The 19,111-nt window shown below is 33.0% G+C and carries 10 protein-coding genes and 1 pseudogene; 8 read left to right on the top strand and 3 right to left on the bottom strand.

Annotated elements, in window-relative coordinates; genetic code table 11:
* Positions 1 to 139 precede the first annotated feature (139 nt).
* The 8 genes and pseudogenes from HNS40_RS23785 to HNS40_RS19670 form a co-directional block, all read left to right on the top strand.
* Positions 140 to 346, top strand: a pseudogene (locus tag HNS40_RS23785) (hypothetical protein); the annotation flags it as partial.
* Positions 347 to 1,015: 669 nt separating this feature from the next.
* Positions 1,016 to 4,660 (top strand): Eco57I restriction-modification methylase domain-containing protein, encoded by a 3,645-nt coding sequence (locus HNS40_RS19700; RefSeq protein WP_172284142.1) that lies wholly within the window; start codon positions 1,016 to 1,018, stop codon positions 4,658 to 4,660.
* Complete coding sequence (locus HNS40_RS19695; protein ID WP_172284140.1) at positions 4,653 to 6,119, top strand: hypothetical protein; 1,467 nt, start codon at positions 4,653 to 4,655, stop codon at positions 6,117 to 6,119. The genes HNS40_RS19700 and HNS40_RS19695 overlap by 8 nt, the downstream gene beginning before the upstream one ends.
* A 31-nt stretch (positions 6,120 to 6,150) precedes the next feature.
* Complete coding sequence (locus tag HNS40_RS19690) at positions 6,151 to 7,260, top strand: AbiH family protein (protein ID WP_172284138.1); 1,110 nt, start codon at positions 6,151 to 6,153, stop codon at positions 7,258 to 7,260.
* A 380-nt stretch (positions 7,261 to 7,640) separates the two neighbouring features.
* Entirely contained in the window at positions 7,641 to 9,194 is a 1,554-nt protein-coding gene (gene istA / locus HNS40_RS19685; protein ID WP_172284136.1) for an IS21 family transposase, read from the top strand.
* 11 nt (positions 9,195 to 9,205) lie between these two features.
* Positions 9,206 to 9,952 carry an IS21-like element helper ATPase IstB gene (gene istB, locus HNS40_RS19680; protein ID WP_172284134.1) on the top strand — a complete coding sequence of 249 codons (747 nt, stop codon included), beginning with the start codon at positions 9,206 to 9,208 and terminating at the stop codon, positions 9,950 to 9,952.
* 389 nt (positions 9,953 to 10,341) lie between these two features.
* Complete coding sequence (locus tag HNS40_RS23320) at positions 10,342 to 12,258, top strand: response regulator (RefSeq protein ID WP_172284132.1); 1,917 nt, start codon at positions 10,342 to 10,344, stop codon at positions 12,256 to 12,258.
* Between the two features lie 78 nt (positions 12,259 to 12,336).
* Positions 12,337 to 12,522 carry a DUF2892 domain-containing protein gene (locus tag HNS40_RS19670; RefSeq protein ID WP_172284129.1) on the top strand — a complete coding sequence of 62 codons (186 nt, stop codon included), beginning with the start codon at positions 12,337 to 12,339 and terminating at the stop codon, positions 12,520 to 12,522.
* A 786-nt stretch (positions 12,523 to 13,308) separates the two neighbouring features.
* Here HNS40_RS19670 and HNS40_RS19665 read toward each other — a convergent pair.
* The 3 genes from HNS40_RS19665 to HNS40_RS19655 form a co-directional block, all read right to left on the bottom strand.
* Positions 13,309 to 15,288, bottom strand: coding sequence for an OmpA family protein (locus HNS40_RS19665; RefSeq protein WP_172284127.1), 1,980 nt, complete (start codon positions 15,286 to 15,288; stop codon positions 13,309 to 13,311).
* 71 nt (positions 15,289 to 15,359) lie between these two features.
* Positions 15,360 to 16,289 (bottom strand): type IX secretion system membrane protein PorP/SprF, encoded by a 930-nt coding sequence (locus HNS40_RS19660; RefSeq protein ID WP_172284125.1) that lies wholly within the window; start codon positions 16,287 to 16,289, stop codon positions 15,360 to 15,362.
* 58 nt (positions 16,290 to 16,347) lie between these two features.
* On the bottom strand, positions 16,348 to 19,111 hold a 2,764-nt coding region (locus HNS40_RS19655), incomplete at its 5' end, for a gliding motility-associated C-terminal domain-containing protein (RefSeq protein WP_172284122.1).

Here is a 19,111-nt window from a genome sequence, read left to right as displayed (position 1 = left end):
CCTTTAACGCAAAATTAAAGCATTTTAGGTCTGAATTCAGAGGTGTCAGAGATGTCAAATTTTTCCTTTTTCGATTGACAAATATTTTTGCGTAAAAATCAATTCCCCCAGAATTTCAACTTGACCCCTTGAATCTCTTTTAAAGAATATTCCGAAGAATTTATCTCGCGGACATATTGTAAAATTAAGGGATTTTGGAACTTACCGACTCACGGTTCATTCGGAAGGAGCTCCTACTGAGGAAGAGTTCCACGATAATATGATAAAAGGAACAAAGGTTCATTTTCGACCTGACCCTTTATTCCTTAAATCCTTTGCTTTACTAAAATATCAAAAAGTGCAATAATTGATATTTATTTTTGTAAAAATGGAGTAACAAACTTACTCCATTTTTTTTGTGACTTCAAGAATTTAACATTTAGATCCATCAAAACGCAGCCTTACTTTTAAAAATTGCAGCTTTACTTCTAAAAAAAGCTCAGCATCATTTGCAAAACGCAGCTGACCAATTAAAAATGACAGCATTATTTCTTTACATCATTAAAACTGAATGATTATCCTATTTTACAGCTCGGCCTTTCCAACATATTTCCTTTTGTTATACGCTATATCATTTTTTACTCTTTTCTTTTTTTCACCAATATTTAATGGTTTTTCAACAAAACAAGCCCCCCTTTCAAGCTTTCAGGAGGATTTAATCGACTTCATTCAAATATTATCAATGCGCTATGCACGAATAGTTCCATTCTATGTCACCCAGCAGAGCAGGCAAAAAACCCAGATACTAAAAGAATTAAGAACCTGAAATGGAGCCAATCCATTATTTTTTTTCATAAAAGACTGGGACAAACTATTTTGCTAACCATCCCCTTCGACTACAGCAAAGTATTCTCGCTGCACATCCATCTCAAATAATTGGTTAAGAAATCAAACCTAACAACAGGAAAAGAATAAATAGTTTTTCGTAAATTGCTGCTTCTTTTAGCACTTACAAATTTAATCATCATAGAAGATAATGAGCAAATTAAACACCCGAAAAGCATTAAGTCCAGCTTATAGAAAACATAAACCTCTCAGACAAGATATCAACCAGTTTACCAGTGAGTTTATTACATGCCTTAAAACCATAAAGGATATTGATATAGCCAATGAAAGCGAAGAACATATAAAAGAACCCCTTAAAACTTTCTTTCATAACACTTTTTATAAGGATAATTATATTAACACCAAGAATAGAATAGATTTAGCTATCTATTTGGGAAACAATATGAAATCGGATGTTGGTGTTATTATCGAGACCAAAAAACCAAGCAATAAAGCAGAGTTTTTATCCACTAATAACCTCAACAAAAAAGCATTGCACGAACTCCTCCTCTATTATTTACGCGAAAGAATAGATGAGAAAAATAACAATATCAAGCATTTGATTGCTACCAATGGCTACGAGTGGTATCTCTTTAAAGCTGAAGACTTTTATAACCATTTCTATACTAATAAATCATTAAGAAAAGAATATGAAGATTTTAGAGACGGTAAAAAAGACAGCCTGAAAAACGAACTTTTTTATAACGAAATTGCAGATAAATACATTACACTTGTGGAAGAAAAGCTGCCTTATGTATATCTCGATTTCACCAAAAAACCCATTAAAGACTATAATGATACGGCTTTAAACACGCTTTATAAAATATTCTCGGATGTTCATTTATTGGGAGCCAATTTTGGCAATGACAGCAACCAACTCAATAAATCTTTCTATAATGAGTTACTCCATATTATTGGACTGGAAGAAGTTAAAGAAAAGGGTAAAAAGCTGATACAACGAAAACCAGAAGAACAAAGGGATTATGGTTCCATTTTAGAAAACACCATTTTTACCATTGAAGACAGAGATTATTTATCAAATATTAAAAGTGTTGAAAACGGAAGCAACAAGGCTTTTAATGCCGGTTTAGAATTAACCTTAAGCTGGATTAATAGAATATTGTTTTTAAAACTGCTCGAAAGCCAGCTGATTAGCTATCATAATAAAACCAAAGAGTATAGCTTTCTAAATTCTGAATTTATAAAGGGGTTCGACGATTTAAATGATTTGTTTTTCTCGGCTTTGGCTAAAAAACCCAATGACCGCCACCCCAAATATAAAGATCGATTTCAATATATCCCCTATCTAAATTCCTCATTATTTGAGCGAACCCAATTAGAAAACGAAGCTTTTACTATTTCAGCATTGCATGATGAAGAAATAGAAATATCTAAAAACTCCGTTTTAAAAGATCTAAATGGTAAAACCAGAAAAGGGAAACTATATATACTCGATTATTTATTTCGGTTTTTAGATGCTTACGACTTTACCGCCGATGGTGCCGAAGGCATAGAAGAAAACAAGGAAAGCAAAACCCTTATCAATGCCTCGGTTTTAGGCTTAATTTTTGAAAAGATTAATGGCTATAAAGAAGGCTCTTTCTATACTCCTGCATATATTACCATGTATATGAGTCGCGAAACCATTAGGCGTGCTGTTTTGCAAAAGTTTAAAGAACAAGAAAATATTGAAATTGAAACTTTCGAAGATTTAAAAAACTATACCACCCGCCATTTTAAAGCTGAGGATTTGTTAAGATTCAATCATATTATCAACTCTATACGTATTGTTGACCCTGCAGTAGGTTCCGGGCACTTTTTGGTATCGGCCCTTAATGAGTTGATTAGTATTAAGAGTGAACTCAAAATATTGATAGATGAAAATGGAAACTCTTTGAGAAGCGAAATCATAATCGATAACGATGAACTCTTTATCACCGACGAACACGGCCATTTACTCGACTACAAACCCGATATTAAAGCAACGGCCATTATTCAGAAAACGCTATTTCACGAAAAACAAAACCTAATAGAAAACTCATTATTTGGGGTGGATATCAATCCCAACTCGGTAAAAATATGTCGATTGCGATTATGGATAGAGCTTTTAAAGAACGCCTATTATACCGAGGAAATGCAATTGCAAACCCTCCCCAATATCGATATTAATATCAAAACTGGGAATTCCTTAATATCACGTTTTAAACTGGAAGATGACTTGGAGGATGCCTTTAAAGGCAGTGAAGTAAAACATAGTTTTACCGACTATAAAAATGCGGTAGCAGAATATAAAACCACTAATAACAAAAGCCGTAAAAAAGAAATCTTAAGTATAATAAACGAGGTTAAAAACAATTTTAAAAGCACTCTGGATAATCAGTTTCTAAAAACCATGAAAAAAGCCGAAGGGGCCTATTTAGTGGAGAAACAACGCTTAGACAATCTGCAAATATTTGGTGAAAAAATAAAGAAAGCCGATAAGGACAACCTTAAAAAACTAAAAGTAAAAGCTGATAAAGCATTGGCACAAAAAGAAGAAATTATCAATAATAAAATCTATCATAATGCTTTTGAATGGCGCTTTGAATTCCCCGAAGTTTTAGACGAGAATGGTAAATATATTGGCTTTGATGTGGTGATTGGGAATCCGCCTTATTTAAGAGTACGTGAAATGGATAATAAATACAGAGATTTTTATTTGAATTATTATGTTGCTGAAAACCAACTTGATCTGTTCCATTTATTTATTGAACAATCTCATAGATTACTGAATATCAATGGACATAACTCATTTATTGTACCTAATACATTTTTAGCCAATGAGAATAATAGAAAATTAAGATACTTTATTTTAGAAAACTATAAAGTTGAAAACATTATTGATATTAAAGAAAAAGTTTTTGAAGATGCCAGTGTGGAAGTCCTGATTTATCTATTGAAAAAATCAAAAGCTAAAGGCAAAAGTGTTTATTTTGAAATAATAAATGGTATGTTGAAATTTAAGCATGAGTTCAATTCAGACCTTTTCTTAAACAATACTAATTTCAATTTTTCTGTTACCCTTAATGAGATAGCAAATAATATCTTAGTCAAGATAAAGAGGAAATCAAAAATGGTTGACGATTTATTTGATGTTACTACAGGCATTAAAGAATATCAAGTTGGAAAAGGCAAACCAAATCAAACAAAAGAACACAAAGAAAAGAGTGTCTTCCATGCAAATTATAAGAAAGACTATACATTTTTACCTGAAATACGCGGAAAGAATTTGACACGATATGCTGTTAATTGGAATAATACTTTTATTAGCTATGGAGAGTGGTTGGCAGAGCCAAGGCAAGCTCATTTTTTTGAAGGAAAAAAAATCTTAATTAGGCAAATCCCTGGTAAAAGAAATCTAATACTAAGCTACTTAGAAGATAAATTTATAATTGACCAGACAATATACATTGCCAAGTTAAAAGATTCCATTACAGATTTCACAGAAAAAACAATTTTGGCATTATTAAATTCCAAATTAGTTTTTTGGTATTTTTCAAACTTAAATAATGAATTTGATAGTTTATTTCCAAAAATAAAAACCAAAGAATTCAGAAACCTACCCGTAATTGAAAAAATAAGTTCCCTTGATAAAATTAAATTATCTGATAAAGTCACTCAAATATTGGCAATAAAAAAAACAGATCCTAAGACAGACACCACAACATTAGAAAAAGAGATAGATCAAATGGTTTATCAATTGTATGAATTAACTGAGGAGGAGATTGCTATTGTGGAAGGAGAAGTTAATGAATAGCAAAGATATTTTCAATATCATTGAAAAAGTCCCCCATTACTGGGAAAAAAGGCTAGGTGTTTTTGTAGTATTTAGTATTACTCTTATATTTTATTTTACTTATATCTATGAAACAATTTCAAATGACTTGTTCATTCATTGGTGGATTAAAACTTTGCTGATACCAATTATTATTTTCATAATTATTTGGCTTATATGGTATTTCTCTACTAATAGAATATGCTTTAAACAAAATAGTAAAAAGATTTCTTTTGGTGTGTTTATAAATATTGATGAAAAAGACTCCGAAGAAATAATAAAGAAGCTTATAAAAAAATCAATCTCTGAAATTACAGCTGAATTTAAAGAAATAAAAGTCGTTCTATATCCTATCAATTACAAAACTTCTATTGAATCTATTGAAAAATACTTGAAATTGAGAAATTACTGCTTAGATACTATTATTTATGCAAAAGTTGAAAGCGGTAATGTTACTAATAATTCAAACAATAATCTTGAACAAAAAATTTCAATTAAGGAATTAACTTTTTCTGGAAATTTTAATATGAAAGAGAATATGAGAATCTTTAAAGACAATGTTAATATGATCAATGATATCAATATTTCTCATCATTTTAAAGATTGGAATTACATCGAACAAAATAGCTACACTGACAAAAGCAAAATACAGAATAATTTCAAAGAAACGATTCTACATTATTCTGGATTATATCTTATTTACATGCAACAAGAAAACCTTGCCCTAGAAATTTTCAAATCATTACATAACCCTCAAGAATCTAAAATTAAAATCATTAGTGGCAGTAAGGAAACAAAAATAACTTCAAAGCAATTGGCATCTGCTAGAAATAATAGTATTCTTTTAAATCTGTTTATGCATACTGCCTTAAAAAGGTATCATACATCTGATGATGTAAAGTTTCCTTATGAAAAATTAAAAGAATGTGAAGCTTACTTTAGCAAACATACTGATAGCTATAACCATTATATTGATTTAGCCAGACTAGCATATCAAAATGGTATATTAAGTGAGGCAAAAGAATATACGGAGAAAGCTTTCAAACACTCTGGGCTAAAACCAATGGTAATCATAAATAAAGTATTTTTCACTATTATAGATAATAACATTCCTGATTTCATTACTTATCTGAGAAAGCTTAATTCAAAATATTTGTCAAAGTCAAATATAAACTTTGTTGATCTGATTGGATTCCTTGAGAACGAAAAAGAAAAATATCCAGATTCTGAAGTTCTATTTGATTTTGCAATAGGTTACTATTTCCTTTTTGTTGACCAAAACGAATCAAAATCAATATTATCCGGTTTCAAAGGAAATCAGAAACCAGAATTTAAAAGTCTAAGTCTTCTGGCAACAGAAATATTAGCCACTCTTGAGAAGAAGCCTAAAACTAAGAATGGCATCGTAAAGAAAAAATCAAAAAAAAGGAAAAGAGCTTAGATAACTGACATATTTTCTAACCTAAAATAACATGAATAGACTAATCATAATAGGCAATGGCTTCGATATTGCACATGGTTTAAAATCTCGTTTTAGTGATTTTATTCATTTTTATTTTTCTAGAGTCTGGCATAACTTAACGACTGGTGAATATAATAATGATAAAGACCCTTTAATTATAGTGAGCAGTGCATTGGAGTTTTTTAAGGAAAACGATCTGAAATTTGAAGTTGATAATGCTCATAAGGTGTTTAAGAAAATATATCATCCTGGTAGTAGTTATCATAGAGGAGAACCTCGTTTAAGTATTCATTCAAATATTTTCAAAGAAATATTTGAAAAGTATATCAATGGTAATTGGTTTGATATTGAAACGGAGTATTATAATGAATTAACGAGAATTATAGAATACGAGGAAAGGAAGTATACACAGCATGGTGATAGAGTGGCTGCTCAAAAGGAAAAACTCAAAAAAACATTAAAGCTGAACCAGGAGGTAAATTACATCGAAAAAATTCTTTTGGAACATCTTAAATTTGAAGAAGAAGAGTTTAGTAAAAATCCTGTTTTTTGTGATTATTTACAAGATTGTTTTTATGAGAATATTTACTATAAAGAAGATAATAAGATAGAAAAAAAGGACTACACTCTAGAACCTGAAAAAGTTCAAATTGTAAATTTCAACTATACCAATATTGCAAGTCGCTACAAAAGGTTACCTGCAGGTTATATTCATATTCATGGAAGCCTTTCTGACAATCCCATATTTGGTTTTGGTGATGATACTTCTGACAAATACAAAGAGCTTGAAAATGAATATAATAATGAGTTTCTTAGAAAAATAAAATCGTTTAAATATTTAAGAAATAGTGATTATAAAAAGTTACTTACTTTTATAAACTCCGGTGATTTTCAAGTTCATATTTATGGCCATTCCTGTGGGGTTTCAGACAGAACTTTATTCAAACAGATATTCGAAAATAAACGCTGCAAACATATCAAAACATTCTATTACGATCAAAAGGATTTTGAAGAGAAGATGTTTGAAATTTCGAGACATTTTGAGAATAAGAATGAGTTTTTAGAAAAAATAGTTTCTTTTGACCATTGCCGACCAATGCCACAGCCTGATATACCATAATTCCCCTTATTTTTTTCCCAGCCTGCTTCCTATCCTAATTCAATTTCGCATGATTCACACCTAAGTTTTCTGGCTTTTATTTAAAAACATGCAGTTCAAAAAACAATTTTAGTTAATTGTATATATAAATGTTTATACTTAACTTAGCATAAAGGCAAAAAATACAGCTCTTTATTTGATTTTAAAAAATAATTGGATATAACGGTCCTAACAGTGCCAGCCATTCCGGCAGGTCAGTGCCAGTCATTCCGGCGTATTAGTGCCACTTATTTCGGTTCTAACAGTGCCAGTGTTCCGGTTCTAATTGTGCCATCATTTCGGTTCTAACAGTGCCACTTAAAAAGATCAGGTAACTTGTCTCTCTAAACAAATTGAGAGAGATGGCTAAAAAACTTGATCCTATGGATTTAAAACAAATACTACGTTTACACTTATCGGGTATAAGTACTCGAGAGATAAGTACAGCTTTAAATATTGGACGTAATACTATCAATAATTATGTTCAGCTTTTCAAGGCAAGTGAGATAGATTTAAAAGAGCTTTTAAACTACGAAATATCTGCTCTGGAAAAACTATTTAGTTCCAAAAGCACCATCAATAATAAGCGTTTTGATGAACTAATGCTTTACTTTGAGAAGATTTACAACTCTCGAAATCAGCCTGGTTTCACCTTTCTTTATCATTATAATGAGTATCAGTCTGAGGTAAAACAACCATATAGTTACACCCAGTTTATGGAGCATTATAACAGAAGATATACTAAGCTCAAAGGTTCAATGAAATTGGAGCATAAAGTAGCACATGAGATAATGATTGATTATGCAGGTAAGCACCTTTATCTCACGGACAAGGAAACCGGAGAACTCAAACCAGTTGAGGTTTTTGTAGCGATACTTCCTTATAGTCAATATACTTACGTACAGGCTTGCATGAGTCAGAAGAGAGAAGATTTACTAAATTGCCTATCCAATACATTATCGTTTTATGGAGGCGTTCCGAAGGCAATAGTATCTGATAACCTTAAATCAGCTGTTACTCGGGCATCAAAGTATGAGCCTCAAATCAACAAATCACTTAAAGACTTTGCTCACCATTATTCTTGTGTTATCAACCCAACTCGAAGCTACTCTCCACAAGATAAAGCTTTAGTTGAAAACGCTGTAAGACTTGCGTATCAACGCATTTACTATCCTATGCGGGATATGATTTTCTTTTCATTAGCCGAGTTGAATAAGGAAATATTACGATTGTTAGACCAATACAACCAACTTCTTTTCCAACGAAAAGACACTTCACGAAAAGAGCTTTTTCAATCCATAGAAAGAGCAAAGTTGAGTCCTTTACCTTCTGATTCATATGAGATAAAAGAATACAAAAGAGCTAAGGTACAGCAGATAGGATATGTGTACTTCTCAACAGATAAGAGTTACTATAGCGTTCCTTATCGCTTTATCGGTAAGCAAACCCAAATACAATCTACTCAAACATGGATAGAGGTATACTATAATACCACTCGTATCGCCATCCATAGGCGTAACCCTTCTAAAGGAATATACAATACTATCAAGGAGCATTTATCCAGTACTCATCAAGCTTACAAAGAATGGAGCCCAAAGTATTTTAAAACCTTAGCGAAAAAACATGGAGAATCGGTCATGATGTTTATCGATGCCTTGATGCATCAGAGTGACTATCCTGAGATAGCTTACAAAAGGGCCATGGGAGTTATTCAGCTGCACAAAGAATATGGTTCGGAAAGGCTCAATAACGCTTGTCAGAGAGCATTGTATGGCAAGGCTCTCTCTTACAATAATGTAAAGAACATACTGAAAAACAATCTCGACAAAGAATACCTTAACCAGCAAGAATTAGAACAAACAAAATCTCATATACCCAAACATGTCAATACCCGTGGGGCATCGGCATACCACTAAAAACAAATAACATGAATAAAAATCAAACTCTTGAAAAATTGAAAGACTTGCGGCTAAACGCCATGGCAAATCTACATCAACACCATTTACAAAACAATCTTCACAATGATGCTAGTCCAGACGAATACATTGGAATATTGGCTGATCATGAATGGGAAAAAAGACAGAATACCAAAATTCAACGCTTAATTACGCAAGCTAAATTTAGGCAAAAAGCATCTATTGCTGATGTAGATTTTACAAGTCAACGCAACCTGGAAAAAAATATGTTTAACAGATTATCTTCCTTAGATTTTATTAGCCGAAAAGAGAACCTTATTCTTATCGGAGCATCTGGTGTAGGGAAAAGTTATCTTGCTCAAGCTATCGGTCATCAAGCATGCTTGAATGGAATAAAAACACAGTATCACATATCGGCTAGATTATTTAACAAACTCAAACTGGCAAAAATAGATGGAACCTATCAGAAAGAATTAGCCAGATTAATGAAAATCGATGTGCTAATATTAGATGATTTTGGCCTTCAGGCATTCGATAATCATGCAAGAGATACTCTAATGGATATAGTAGAAGACCGGTTTAGTCGCACAACAACAATTGTGTCATCTCAAATACCTGTCTCTGCATGGTATGAAATCATTGGGGAAGGTACTATTGCAGATGCTGTTTTGGACAGATTAGTCAACTCTTCGCACAGAATCAGCCTAAAAGGAGAGTCATTAAGAAAATCTTTTTTAAAAGAAAATGAATCAAATTAATTGTAACTTTACTTTGTCTTTTTAAGTGGCACCCATGAGACCGAAATGGCTGGCATGGTCAGACCGAAATAGCCAGCGAGCTCACTGAAAGTAATTAACACAGATAACAAGCCATAATCAGCTCTGTCGATCACTATTAAAAAAAAGATCTGTAAAATGAGAAGAATTGGTGGTTCGCCTTTCAGTTTATTAAAATTGGAGGCTATTCTTAAGAGTAAACATACAATGTGAGTTTACGCTATACACCATGATTTTAATATTGTAGATCAGAATATTTTTCCTTATATTTGTGTGTAAATGAACAATAAAAACTACATATAAATAAAATCCATACCCTATAAAACCAAACTCAAATAATCTAATTCATCATTCCATAAATCATTATTAAAGTGAAAACAAGTAAAGAGGCACGGAAAACTAGTTTTACTGAAATGGCTTTAAAGCCATTCAGCCTAAACTTTATGGATCCAGAATTAGAAAAAAGATTTAGAGAAAGGTACTTTCTGAATAGTATTGCTGTATTCAGAATATCTCTTTTCACCGTTATTCTGTTATATGCTGCTTTTGGTTTGTTAGATTATTCTTTAGCAGAGAGCTACCACAAAGAGTTTTACACCATCAGATTTCTGATCGTCATCCCCTTTCTCATACTGATGTTTATTTCTTCCTGTTTTTCATTTTTTTCACGGATTTGGCAATTGATAGGCTCATTGGGTTTATTAATAGCAGGTACTGGAATCATATATATGCTGCTCAGAAATCCCAACAATATTTATTATTATGGAGGTATGTTTTTAATATTTATGGGAGGTTATTTTTTTATCAAACTTCGGTTTTTCTCCGCAGTAATATCTGGCATCAGCCTTATTCTTATCTATAACATTGGAACTATAGCCTTTTACGAATTCCTTGACATCCAAAATATATATTGGATTGCTGCAAATGCCTTTTTTATCGCTGCCAATATCATCTGTATTATTGGCCTTTATAGTATTGAACGATTGGAAAGAGTCGATTTCTTTCAAAAACAATTATTACACGATAAGCAAATTGAAATTGTATTAATAAATGAAGGGTTAGAGGAACAAGTAAGAATTAGAACGCAAGAGTTGGATAAAAGAAATGAGAAACTTCAGGAAGAAATTCAAGCCCGTGAAGTTATTGAACAAAAGCTGATCATTTCAAAAGATAAAGCCGAGGAGAGTGATCGATTAAAAACTGCTTTCTTAGCCAATATGAGCCACGAAATCAGAACCCCCATGAATGGTATTCTAGGTTTTACTGAGTTATTAAAAGAGCCAGAACTTACAGGTCAGGAAAAAGACAAATACATAGAAATCATTCAAAAAAGTGGTGATAGAATGCTAAATACCGTCAATGATATTATTGAGGTTTCTAAAATAGAAACCGGTCTTTTAAAAGCGGTCTATGGAAATACTTCCATTAATAAAGTTTTAGAGGAACTTCATGAGTTTTTCGAATTAGAAGTCAATAATAAAGGAATGAAACTAGAGTTTCATGCTGATTTGAAAGACGAGGATTCTTTTGTCAAAACGGATAACTCCATGTTGGTATCTATTATAACTAACCTAGTAAAAAACGCCATCAAATATTCGGAAAACGGCATCATTAAATTTGGTTACCAACAAAAAAGCGACAGCTTATTATTCTTTGTGAAGGATGAAGGAATAGGAATTTCCAAGGAAAAACAAGACAGCATATTCAATCGATTTACACAAGAGAAACAAGACAAAAGTAAAGTAGTCGAGGGTTCTGGTCTAGGCTTATCCATATCAAAGGCATATATAGAATTACTTGGGGGTAAAATATGGGTGGAATCTGAATTAGGAAAAGGAAGTTGCTTTTGCTTTAGTCATCCCCATGACAAAGCAAGAAATGACAAAGAACCTATAAATAAGAAGAGCGCACATCCTACATTAAACTTCAAAGGAAAATCACTATTGATTACTGAAGATGAAGACTATGTTTTTGCGTTTTTAAATCAAGTGCTGCTAAAATCTGAAATCGAAATCACATGGGCTCAAAATGGCCAGGAAGCTATTGATGCTTGTGTGGATAAAAAGCATTTTGATGCCATTCTGATGGACATCAATATGCCAGTAATGGATGGCTATGAAGCCACAAAAACCATAAAAAAGCAATTCCCCAATATCCCTATTATCGCTCAAACTGCATTTGCCATTAAAGGCGATAAAGAAAAAATAATTGCTGCAGGTTGCGACGATTACCTTTCCAAACCTATTGATATTGATTTATTAATGAGGACACTAACAAAACATATATAAACCTTATTTGTTAATCCTTTGCCAAGTTCAAAATCCTTTGATCTTTTTGTATAAATTCGTTAGCTAAAACTATTACATATGAAAAAGAACGTTGGAAATATCGATAAAATATTACGAATTATTATTGGAGTATTGTTACTCGCTGCTGGATACCAATATGAATGCTGGTTGGGGCTGATTGGAATTGTGCCTATAGTAACCGCATTTGTCAATGTATGTCCACTATATTTGCCGTTTGGTATTAGTACTCGGAAGAAGGAATAACAAACCCTGTCGAAATCTATACAAAGAGACTAACATAATAATATCTTTATTCAAGTATTATTGAGACCAGTCTAAAAGGTTTACTAGGTCTAAAATTCCAAGATATTTTTTGAGGTCGGTAGATAAATACATAGTAGGGATCATTTTTTAAATTTTTAGATTTCTCCTCCCTCTGGTCGTCGAAAAGACACTGATTCATAGGATTAAGGCAAAGGCAGCTAAGAGAGTCCCCCAGTTGGTGGAGGTGATTCTATTGTTGGAGGCTTGCTCATTTTATTGGCTGCTGCAGTAGCCTATGGATATACCAAGTGAAAAAAACAGGCTCCAGAATATTAGACTAAAAAGTAAAATCACCTTAAACATTTAATACCATTTAAAAACCATATTGATTGATATAAATCGTTTATATTTCTTTTTCTTTTCAAAAGAAATGATTTAGTTCGTGGATTTATATCGATTACTAATCGAAATGCTCCTTAAAATACTTTCAGTTTTTAAGTCGCTTTGATTATGTATCAGCATTTACTCCCGAAACTAATTCGTGACAAGCTATTGTAACGAGCAAAATGGCTTAAGGCGCATTTTGACGTACAGTTGGTCTAACAATAAAGACCTCATGATTGCTAAAGCAATTCCATAGCTGTGGCTATGCAAAAAATTTATTTTTCAATTAAGGAAAATAGTATTCCATTTATTTATCCATCATACGTATATTTAATTGGTATAACCAAAAAAAGCATGAGGAAAACCTCATGCTTTTTTTATACTTCAATCATAATCAATTATCTACTTCTCCTCTTCCAATGGTTCAAATGAATCTGAACTATTGCTTTCCACTTTAACCTCATCAGTACCCGTTTTAATCACTCTAAACTCTGTTCTTCTATTGAGCTGATGTGCTTCTTCACTACAATTTACTTTCACATTGCCTTCGCATTCGCAGTCATTTAGTAATTTATATTCTCCATATCCTTTGCCATAAATACGCTCTGGATTAGTGATTCTCTCTTTAATGTATTGAGCAGAAGCTTTGGCTCTATTATCTGATAGCCATTCATTATAAGATTTGCTTCCTCTACAATCTGTATGTGAACCCAATTCTACTACTAGACTATCATATTTGTTCATCACTTCTACAATTTTATCTAATTCTATTGCAGCATCAGGTCTGATATTAAACTTATCGAAATCGAAGTATATTGGATTGATTTGAACAATCTCAGCTAAAACCACAATGTCTTTTCTTAGTATTAAATCTACAATTATCGCATCCTCCTCAGTATAAGTATCAGCAGTATTTTGCCCATCGAAATAAGTGGGTTTCTGCCCTCTTAAACTATAATTCTTGTCTGCTTCTACTATAAATAGATATCCTCCGATACTATCAGATTGAGCAGACTCTTTAAGTTCACCCTCCTCAGAAAATAGACTTACTAAAGCATTAGGAATGGTATCTCCCGTTTGAGTTAGTGTTGTTCCTTTTAAAATCTTTTGACAATGCAATGGATAGAGCAGTTCAAATGCATAAATATCATCATCGCCATCTCCTCCATCCCTATTAGAAGAAAAATATCCTGAAGTCCCTAAACTATCCAAAACAATGGCAAAGTCATCTTTATTGGTATTTATCGGAAAACCAAGGTTTTTGATTCCACATTGGAATCCATTATTACCGATATGTCCATAAAATAAATCGAGACCCCCTAAACCTGACAATCCATCTGAAGCAAAAAACAAGATTCCACTTCTATGGATAAAAGGAAACATCTCATTGGCCTCTGTATTCACTTGTTCTCCTAAGTTAATAGGTTCTCCATAAGAACCATCCGTATTTATTTTCACTTTATAAATATCAACCCCACCAAAACCTCCTGGCATATCCGAAGCAAAATACATCCACTCTCCATTTTCAGTAATGCTGGCATGCCCCATAGAATATTCTGGTGAATTGTACGGAAAAGCTTCCAAGTCAGACCAATTACCATCCTCATCTATATCTGAACTAAATAATTTCAATTTCACGGCCCCATCAACACTTTTCTCACCATAATTATTTCTCGTTAAATACATTTTGGTTTGGTTCGAATTAAAAGCCACTGGCCCATCATGATATTTCTTATCTAATTTTCTAGAGAAGTTGGAAACGCTGGTCCATTGTTCTCCTCCCTCTTCTTTTGCTACTTCGTATAAGCTTAAATAAGGTAATTCGTTCCAATTCCATTCTCTTTGTATGCTTTGCATCTTTTTTCGGGTTGAAGCAAAAAGTATAGACTCTTGGAAATATACGGCACCAAATTCCTGATGTTCGGTATTAAAAGGAAGATGTTCAATTATAAATTGCCCTTTATCCTCTAAGAAGGAAGAATAGTCATCATTTTCTAAAAAGCTGATGACTCGTTTGTCATTCGGCGATTGTAAAGAAAATAGTTCCATCCAATTCTTTGCCTCATCATATTTCTGATTGATTTCAAGAAGTGAAGCATATAGAAATAAATCTTCGGCTTTAGAACTATCAATAGTTACGATCTCAGAAAACAACTCTTCTGCCTTCTGATAATCCTCTATTTTAGAATAACTAATAGCTAAGTTCCTCAGCGTATTTAAACTTCTATCTCCAGACTCCTTGTATTTTTCAATAGCTTTATTAAATGAAAAGTTATCGAAATAATCATTTGCCTTTTTTAGTTTTATATGGTCAGTATCTTGCGCAATGGAAACCAAAACGATTCCCAAAAATGCGATGCTTAAATATATCCTTCTTACCATGATATTTTATTATTTAATTTCTTCAGTATTTTACATTCGTACTTTAGTTTACCTTTCTACTTCCTTAAAAATTAGAAATAACGTGGTGAACTGATTTTACCTTTATCCTTGAATATAAAATCATATCGCAACATGATTTCATGTGAACCATCATTATATTTTGATGTGGTATTGGCATAAGACCAATCGAATGAATATCCCACAGAAAGCTGCTTTGTAATGTTAATTCCTGCAAGTCCACCAACAGCATCTCCAGTTCTAAACATGGGACCCACCCAAATAACATCATTGATATAAAACAGCGCTGTTAAATCCATTTCAATTGGAGCACCTTCCGATACTTTTATGTAGGTGGTTGGTTTTAGTTTAATTCTACCATCGCTTGTTAATGAGAATATAGCCCCAGCAATAAAGAAATAATGTCGTTCATTTCCTTTGACTCCTCCATAGGTAGTATTGGTAAAAAAGTCATTCTTTATTAACCTAGGAACAGATAAGCCTGCATAAAACTTCGGAGTATAATAGTATAATCCAAATCCAAAAATAGGTAACAAGTCACTGGTATAATCCGATTGAAATACGGGGTCGTTCTCTTCTGTGGTATGTATCCTACTTAAATCATTTGATAGAAAGCTCAATCCACTTTTTAATCCAAATGATAGTTTAGCATTTTCTCCTACTTTAATTCTAAAAGCATAATCAATACTAAATGAAGTTTGTTGAGTAGGCCCAATCTGATCATTAACTACAGTTAATCCCAATCCAATATTCTCATGGAAAACAGGAGAATGTGCTGTAAAGGTTTGTGTCTTTGGAGCACCAGGAAAACCCACCCACATGGAACGATGCAAACCAGTCATGGTCAAAGCATCACGAGTTCCTGCATAAGCAGGATTAATGGATAAAGTATTGAAAGAGTAATGTGTATACATAGCTTCTTGCTGTGCCTTCACATCTACGAGTAACAAGAGTAAAACTCCTAATATTAATATTTTTTTCATATCTATATTTTTAATATTGAATACTCACAAGCAAGCTTGCAAATTCCATCAACAGAAATTATCTGCTTAAATAAATATATCCCCTAATTGCTTTAGTTCCATCATGTAAATCAATTACATAGAAGTAGGTTCCAACCGCTAATTCGTCACCACCTACTGTAATTCCAAATTGATTTTTTCCACTCCAAGAATTATCATAACCTCCTTCGGCTTCAAATACTATATTTCCCCATCTATTAAAGATGGTGATAATGGCATTAGGATAATTTTCAATTCCTTGAATCACAAAGTAGTCGTTGATTCCGTCATCATTTGGTGAAAAACCATTAGGAATATCGAGTGGAAGTTCTCTTGGCTCTGGCAATACAGAATCTTCATTATTTGAATGGTCTGTATCTATTTCATTTCCTATAACAGTAGCAATATTTTCATAATCACCACTTTCAAGAACTGTAACAATAATATCGATAGAAACCATTTGATCAATCTCAAGTTCTCCAATAAACCATACTCCAGTGACATGATTATAATTTCCATCACTATTATCCGATACATATTCATAACCTGATAGTAACTCATCTAAAACAACCACATTTGTTGCTGTAGATGGTCCATAATTGATTAGCTCAATGGTAAATATAATATCATTGCCAAATATTGGACTCATATTATTTGCGCTTTTCTCAATGGATAAGTCTATGAATAATTCTTCATCTTCAATTTCAGGATCTGTTGCAATAGTTCCAGTATTGTTACCAATATTATTATCATCCTCATTTCCTGTTACTATAGCAGTATTCTCATAATCACCACTTACATTTACTAAGCAAATAATATTCAGGCTTATACCTTCACCATTATTTAAATCACCTATTATCCAAAGTCCTGTGCTAGGTGAAAATGAGCCACCCCCATCATCAGACACATAAGTATATCCTGATGGCAAGTTCTCTGTTACCATAACTCCAGTTGCATTATCTGGTCCATTATTGATTACATTTAAGGTAAAGTTAATTTCATCTCCCACATATGGTGTAGCATCATTCACTAACTTTTCAATCGCTAAATCTGCAATCACAATTGGATTCGGTTCTGTACTGACGTCATCTTCATTATTATCCAAATATATTTCTTCTTCCAAACCTGAAACTGAAGCTGTATTCGTATAATCTCCAGAAGCATTTACCGTACATATAATTTCTAAACTCTCGTTTGCCCCATTTGCTAAATTTCCAATGGTCCAAATTCCGGTAGTTGAAATATAAGCTCCTCCTCCATTATCTGAAATATAAGAATAGCCTGTAGGAAGATTATCAATCACTTCTACTCCTGTTGCATCATCGGGTCCATTATTAATTACATTCAAGGTAAAGGTGATTTCTTCTCCAATATTTGGACTAGCATTATTCACCAACTTTTCAATGGATAAATCTATAATGACTGTTGCAATAGGATTTGTGCTAGCCTCATCTTCATTATTTTCCAAATCGAAATCTTCTTCATTACCTGAAATAGAAGCTGTATTGGTATAATTTCCGGAAGCATTTACGGTACATATAATTTCTAAACTCTCATCTGCTCCATTTGCTAAGTTTCCAATGGTCCAAATTCCGGTAGTGGAAATATATGCTCCTCCTCCATCATCTGACACATAAGAATAACCAGTAGGAAGATTATCTATCATTTCTACTCCTGTGGCATCATCTGGTCCATTATTTATCACATTCAATGTAAAGACGATTTCTTCTCCAACATTTGGAGTAGGATTACTCACCAACTTTTCAATGGCTAAATCTATAATGACTAAAGGAATAGGGTCAGTACTGGCATCGTCTTCATTGCTTTCCAAATCTGAATCCTCTTCATTACCTGAAACAGAAGCTGTGTTTGTATAATTTCCAGAAGCATTAACCGTGCATATGATTTCTAAACTCTCATTTGCTCCATTAGCTAAATTACCAATGGTCCAAGTTCCCGTTGTGGAAACATATGCTCCACCTCCATCATCTGATATGTAAGTATATCCTGTTGGAAGGTTCTCAATCACTTCAACTCCTGTTGCTGTGCTTGGACCATTATTAATCACATTCAGCGTAAAGATGATTTCATCTCCCACATTTGGAGTAGTATTATTCACCAATTTCTCTATGGCTAAATCAGCTATTGCAGTAGGATTCGTGCTCACATCATCCTCATTACTTTCTAGGTCTGAATCTTCTTCATTTCCAGAAACAGTTGCAATGTTTGTATAATTTCCTGTAGCATTTACCAAACAAGTGATATCTAATGTTGCTGTTCCACCATTGCTTAGTTCTCCGATAGTCCAAATTCCTGTAGTTGAAACATAAGCTCCACCACCATTATCTGAAATATAGGTATATCCTGTTGGAAGGTTTTCAATCACTTCAACTCCTGTTGCTGTGCTTGGACCGTCATTAGTCACATTAAGGGTAAAGATGATTTCACCCCCTACATTTGGCGTAGAATTGTTCACCAGCTTCTCTATGGCTAAATCAGCTATTGCAGTAGGATTCGTGCTCACATCATCCTCATTACTTTCTAGGTCTGAATCTTCTTCATTTCCAGAAACAGTTGCAATGTTTGTATAATTTCCTGTAGCATTTACCAAACAAGTGATATTTAATGTTGCTGTTCCACCATTGCTTAGTTCTCCGATAGTCCAAATTCCTGTAGTTGAAACATAAGCTCCACCACCATTATCTGAAATATAGGTATATCCTGTTGGAAGGTTTTCAATCACTTCAACTCCTGTTGCTGTGCTTGGACCGTCATTAGTCACATTAAGGGTAAAGATGATTTCA

Origin of the sequence: Lentimicrobium sp. S6, from assembly GCF_013166635.1 — a bacterium.
Taxonomy (GTDB): Bacteria; Bacteroidota; Bacteroidia; order Bacteroidales; family UBA12170; genus UBA12170.
The sequence above is the reverse complement of the archived record's forward strand: the minus strand, read 5'-3'. Positions and strand labels throughout refer to the sequence as shown.

Coding starts and splice junctions, on each gene's coding strand:
- istA (WP_172284136.1), top strand. CDS start 7,641: ATGGCTAAAAAACTTGATCCTATGGATTTAAAACAAATACTACGTTTA.
- HNS40_RS19670 (WP_172284129.1), top strand. CDS start 12,337: ATGAAAAAGAACGTTGGAAATATCGATAAAATATTACGAATTATTATT.
- HNS40_RS19700 (WP_172284142.1), top strand. CDS start 1,016: ATGAGCAAATTAAACACCCGAAAAGCATTAAGTCCAGCTTATAGAAAA.
- HNS40_RS19665 (WP_172284127.1), bottom strand. CDS start 15,288: ATGGTAAGAAGGATATATTTAAGCATCGCATTTTTGGGAATCGTTTTG.
- HNS40_RS19690 (WP_172284138.1), top strand. CDS start 6,151: ATGAATAGACTAATCATAATAGGCAATGGCTTCGATATTGCACATGGT.
- istB (WP_172284134.1), top strand. CDS start 9,206: ATGAATAAAAATCAAACTCTTGAAAAATTGAAAGACTTGCGGCTAAAC.
- HNS40_RS19695 (WP_172284140.1), top strand. CDS start 4,653: ATGAATAGCAAAGATATTTTCAATATCATTGAAAAAGTCCCCCATTAC.
- HNS40_RS19660 (WP_172284125.1), bottom strand. CDS start 16,289: ATGAAAAAAATATTAATATTAGGAGTTTTACTCTTGTTACTCGTAGAT.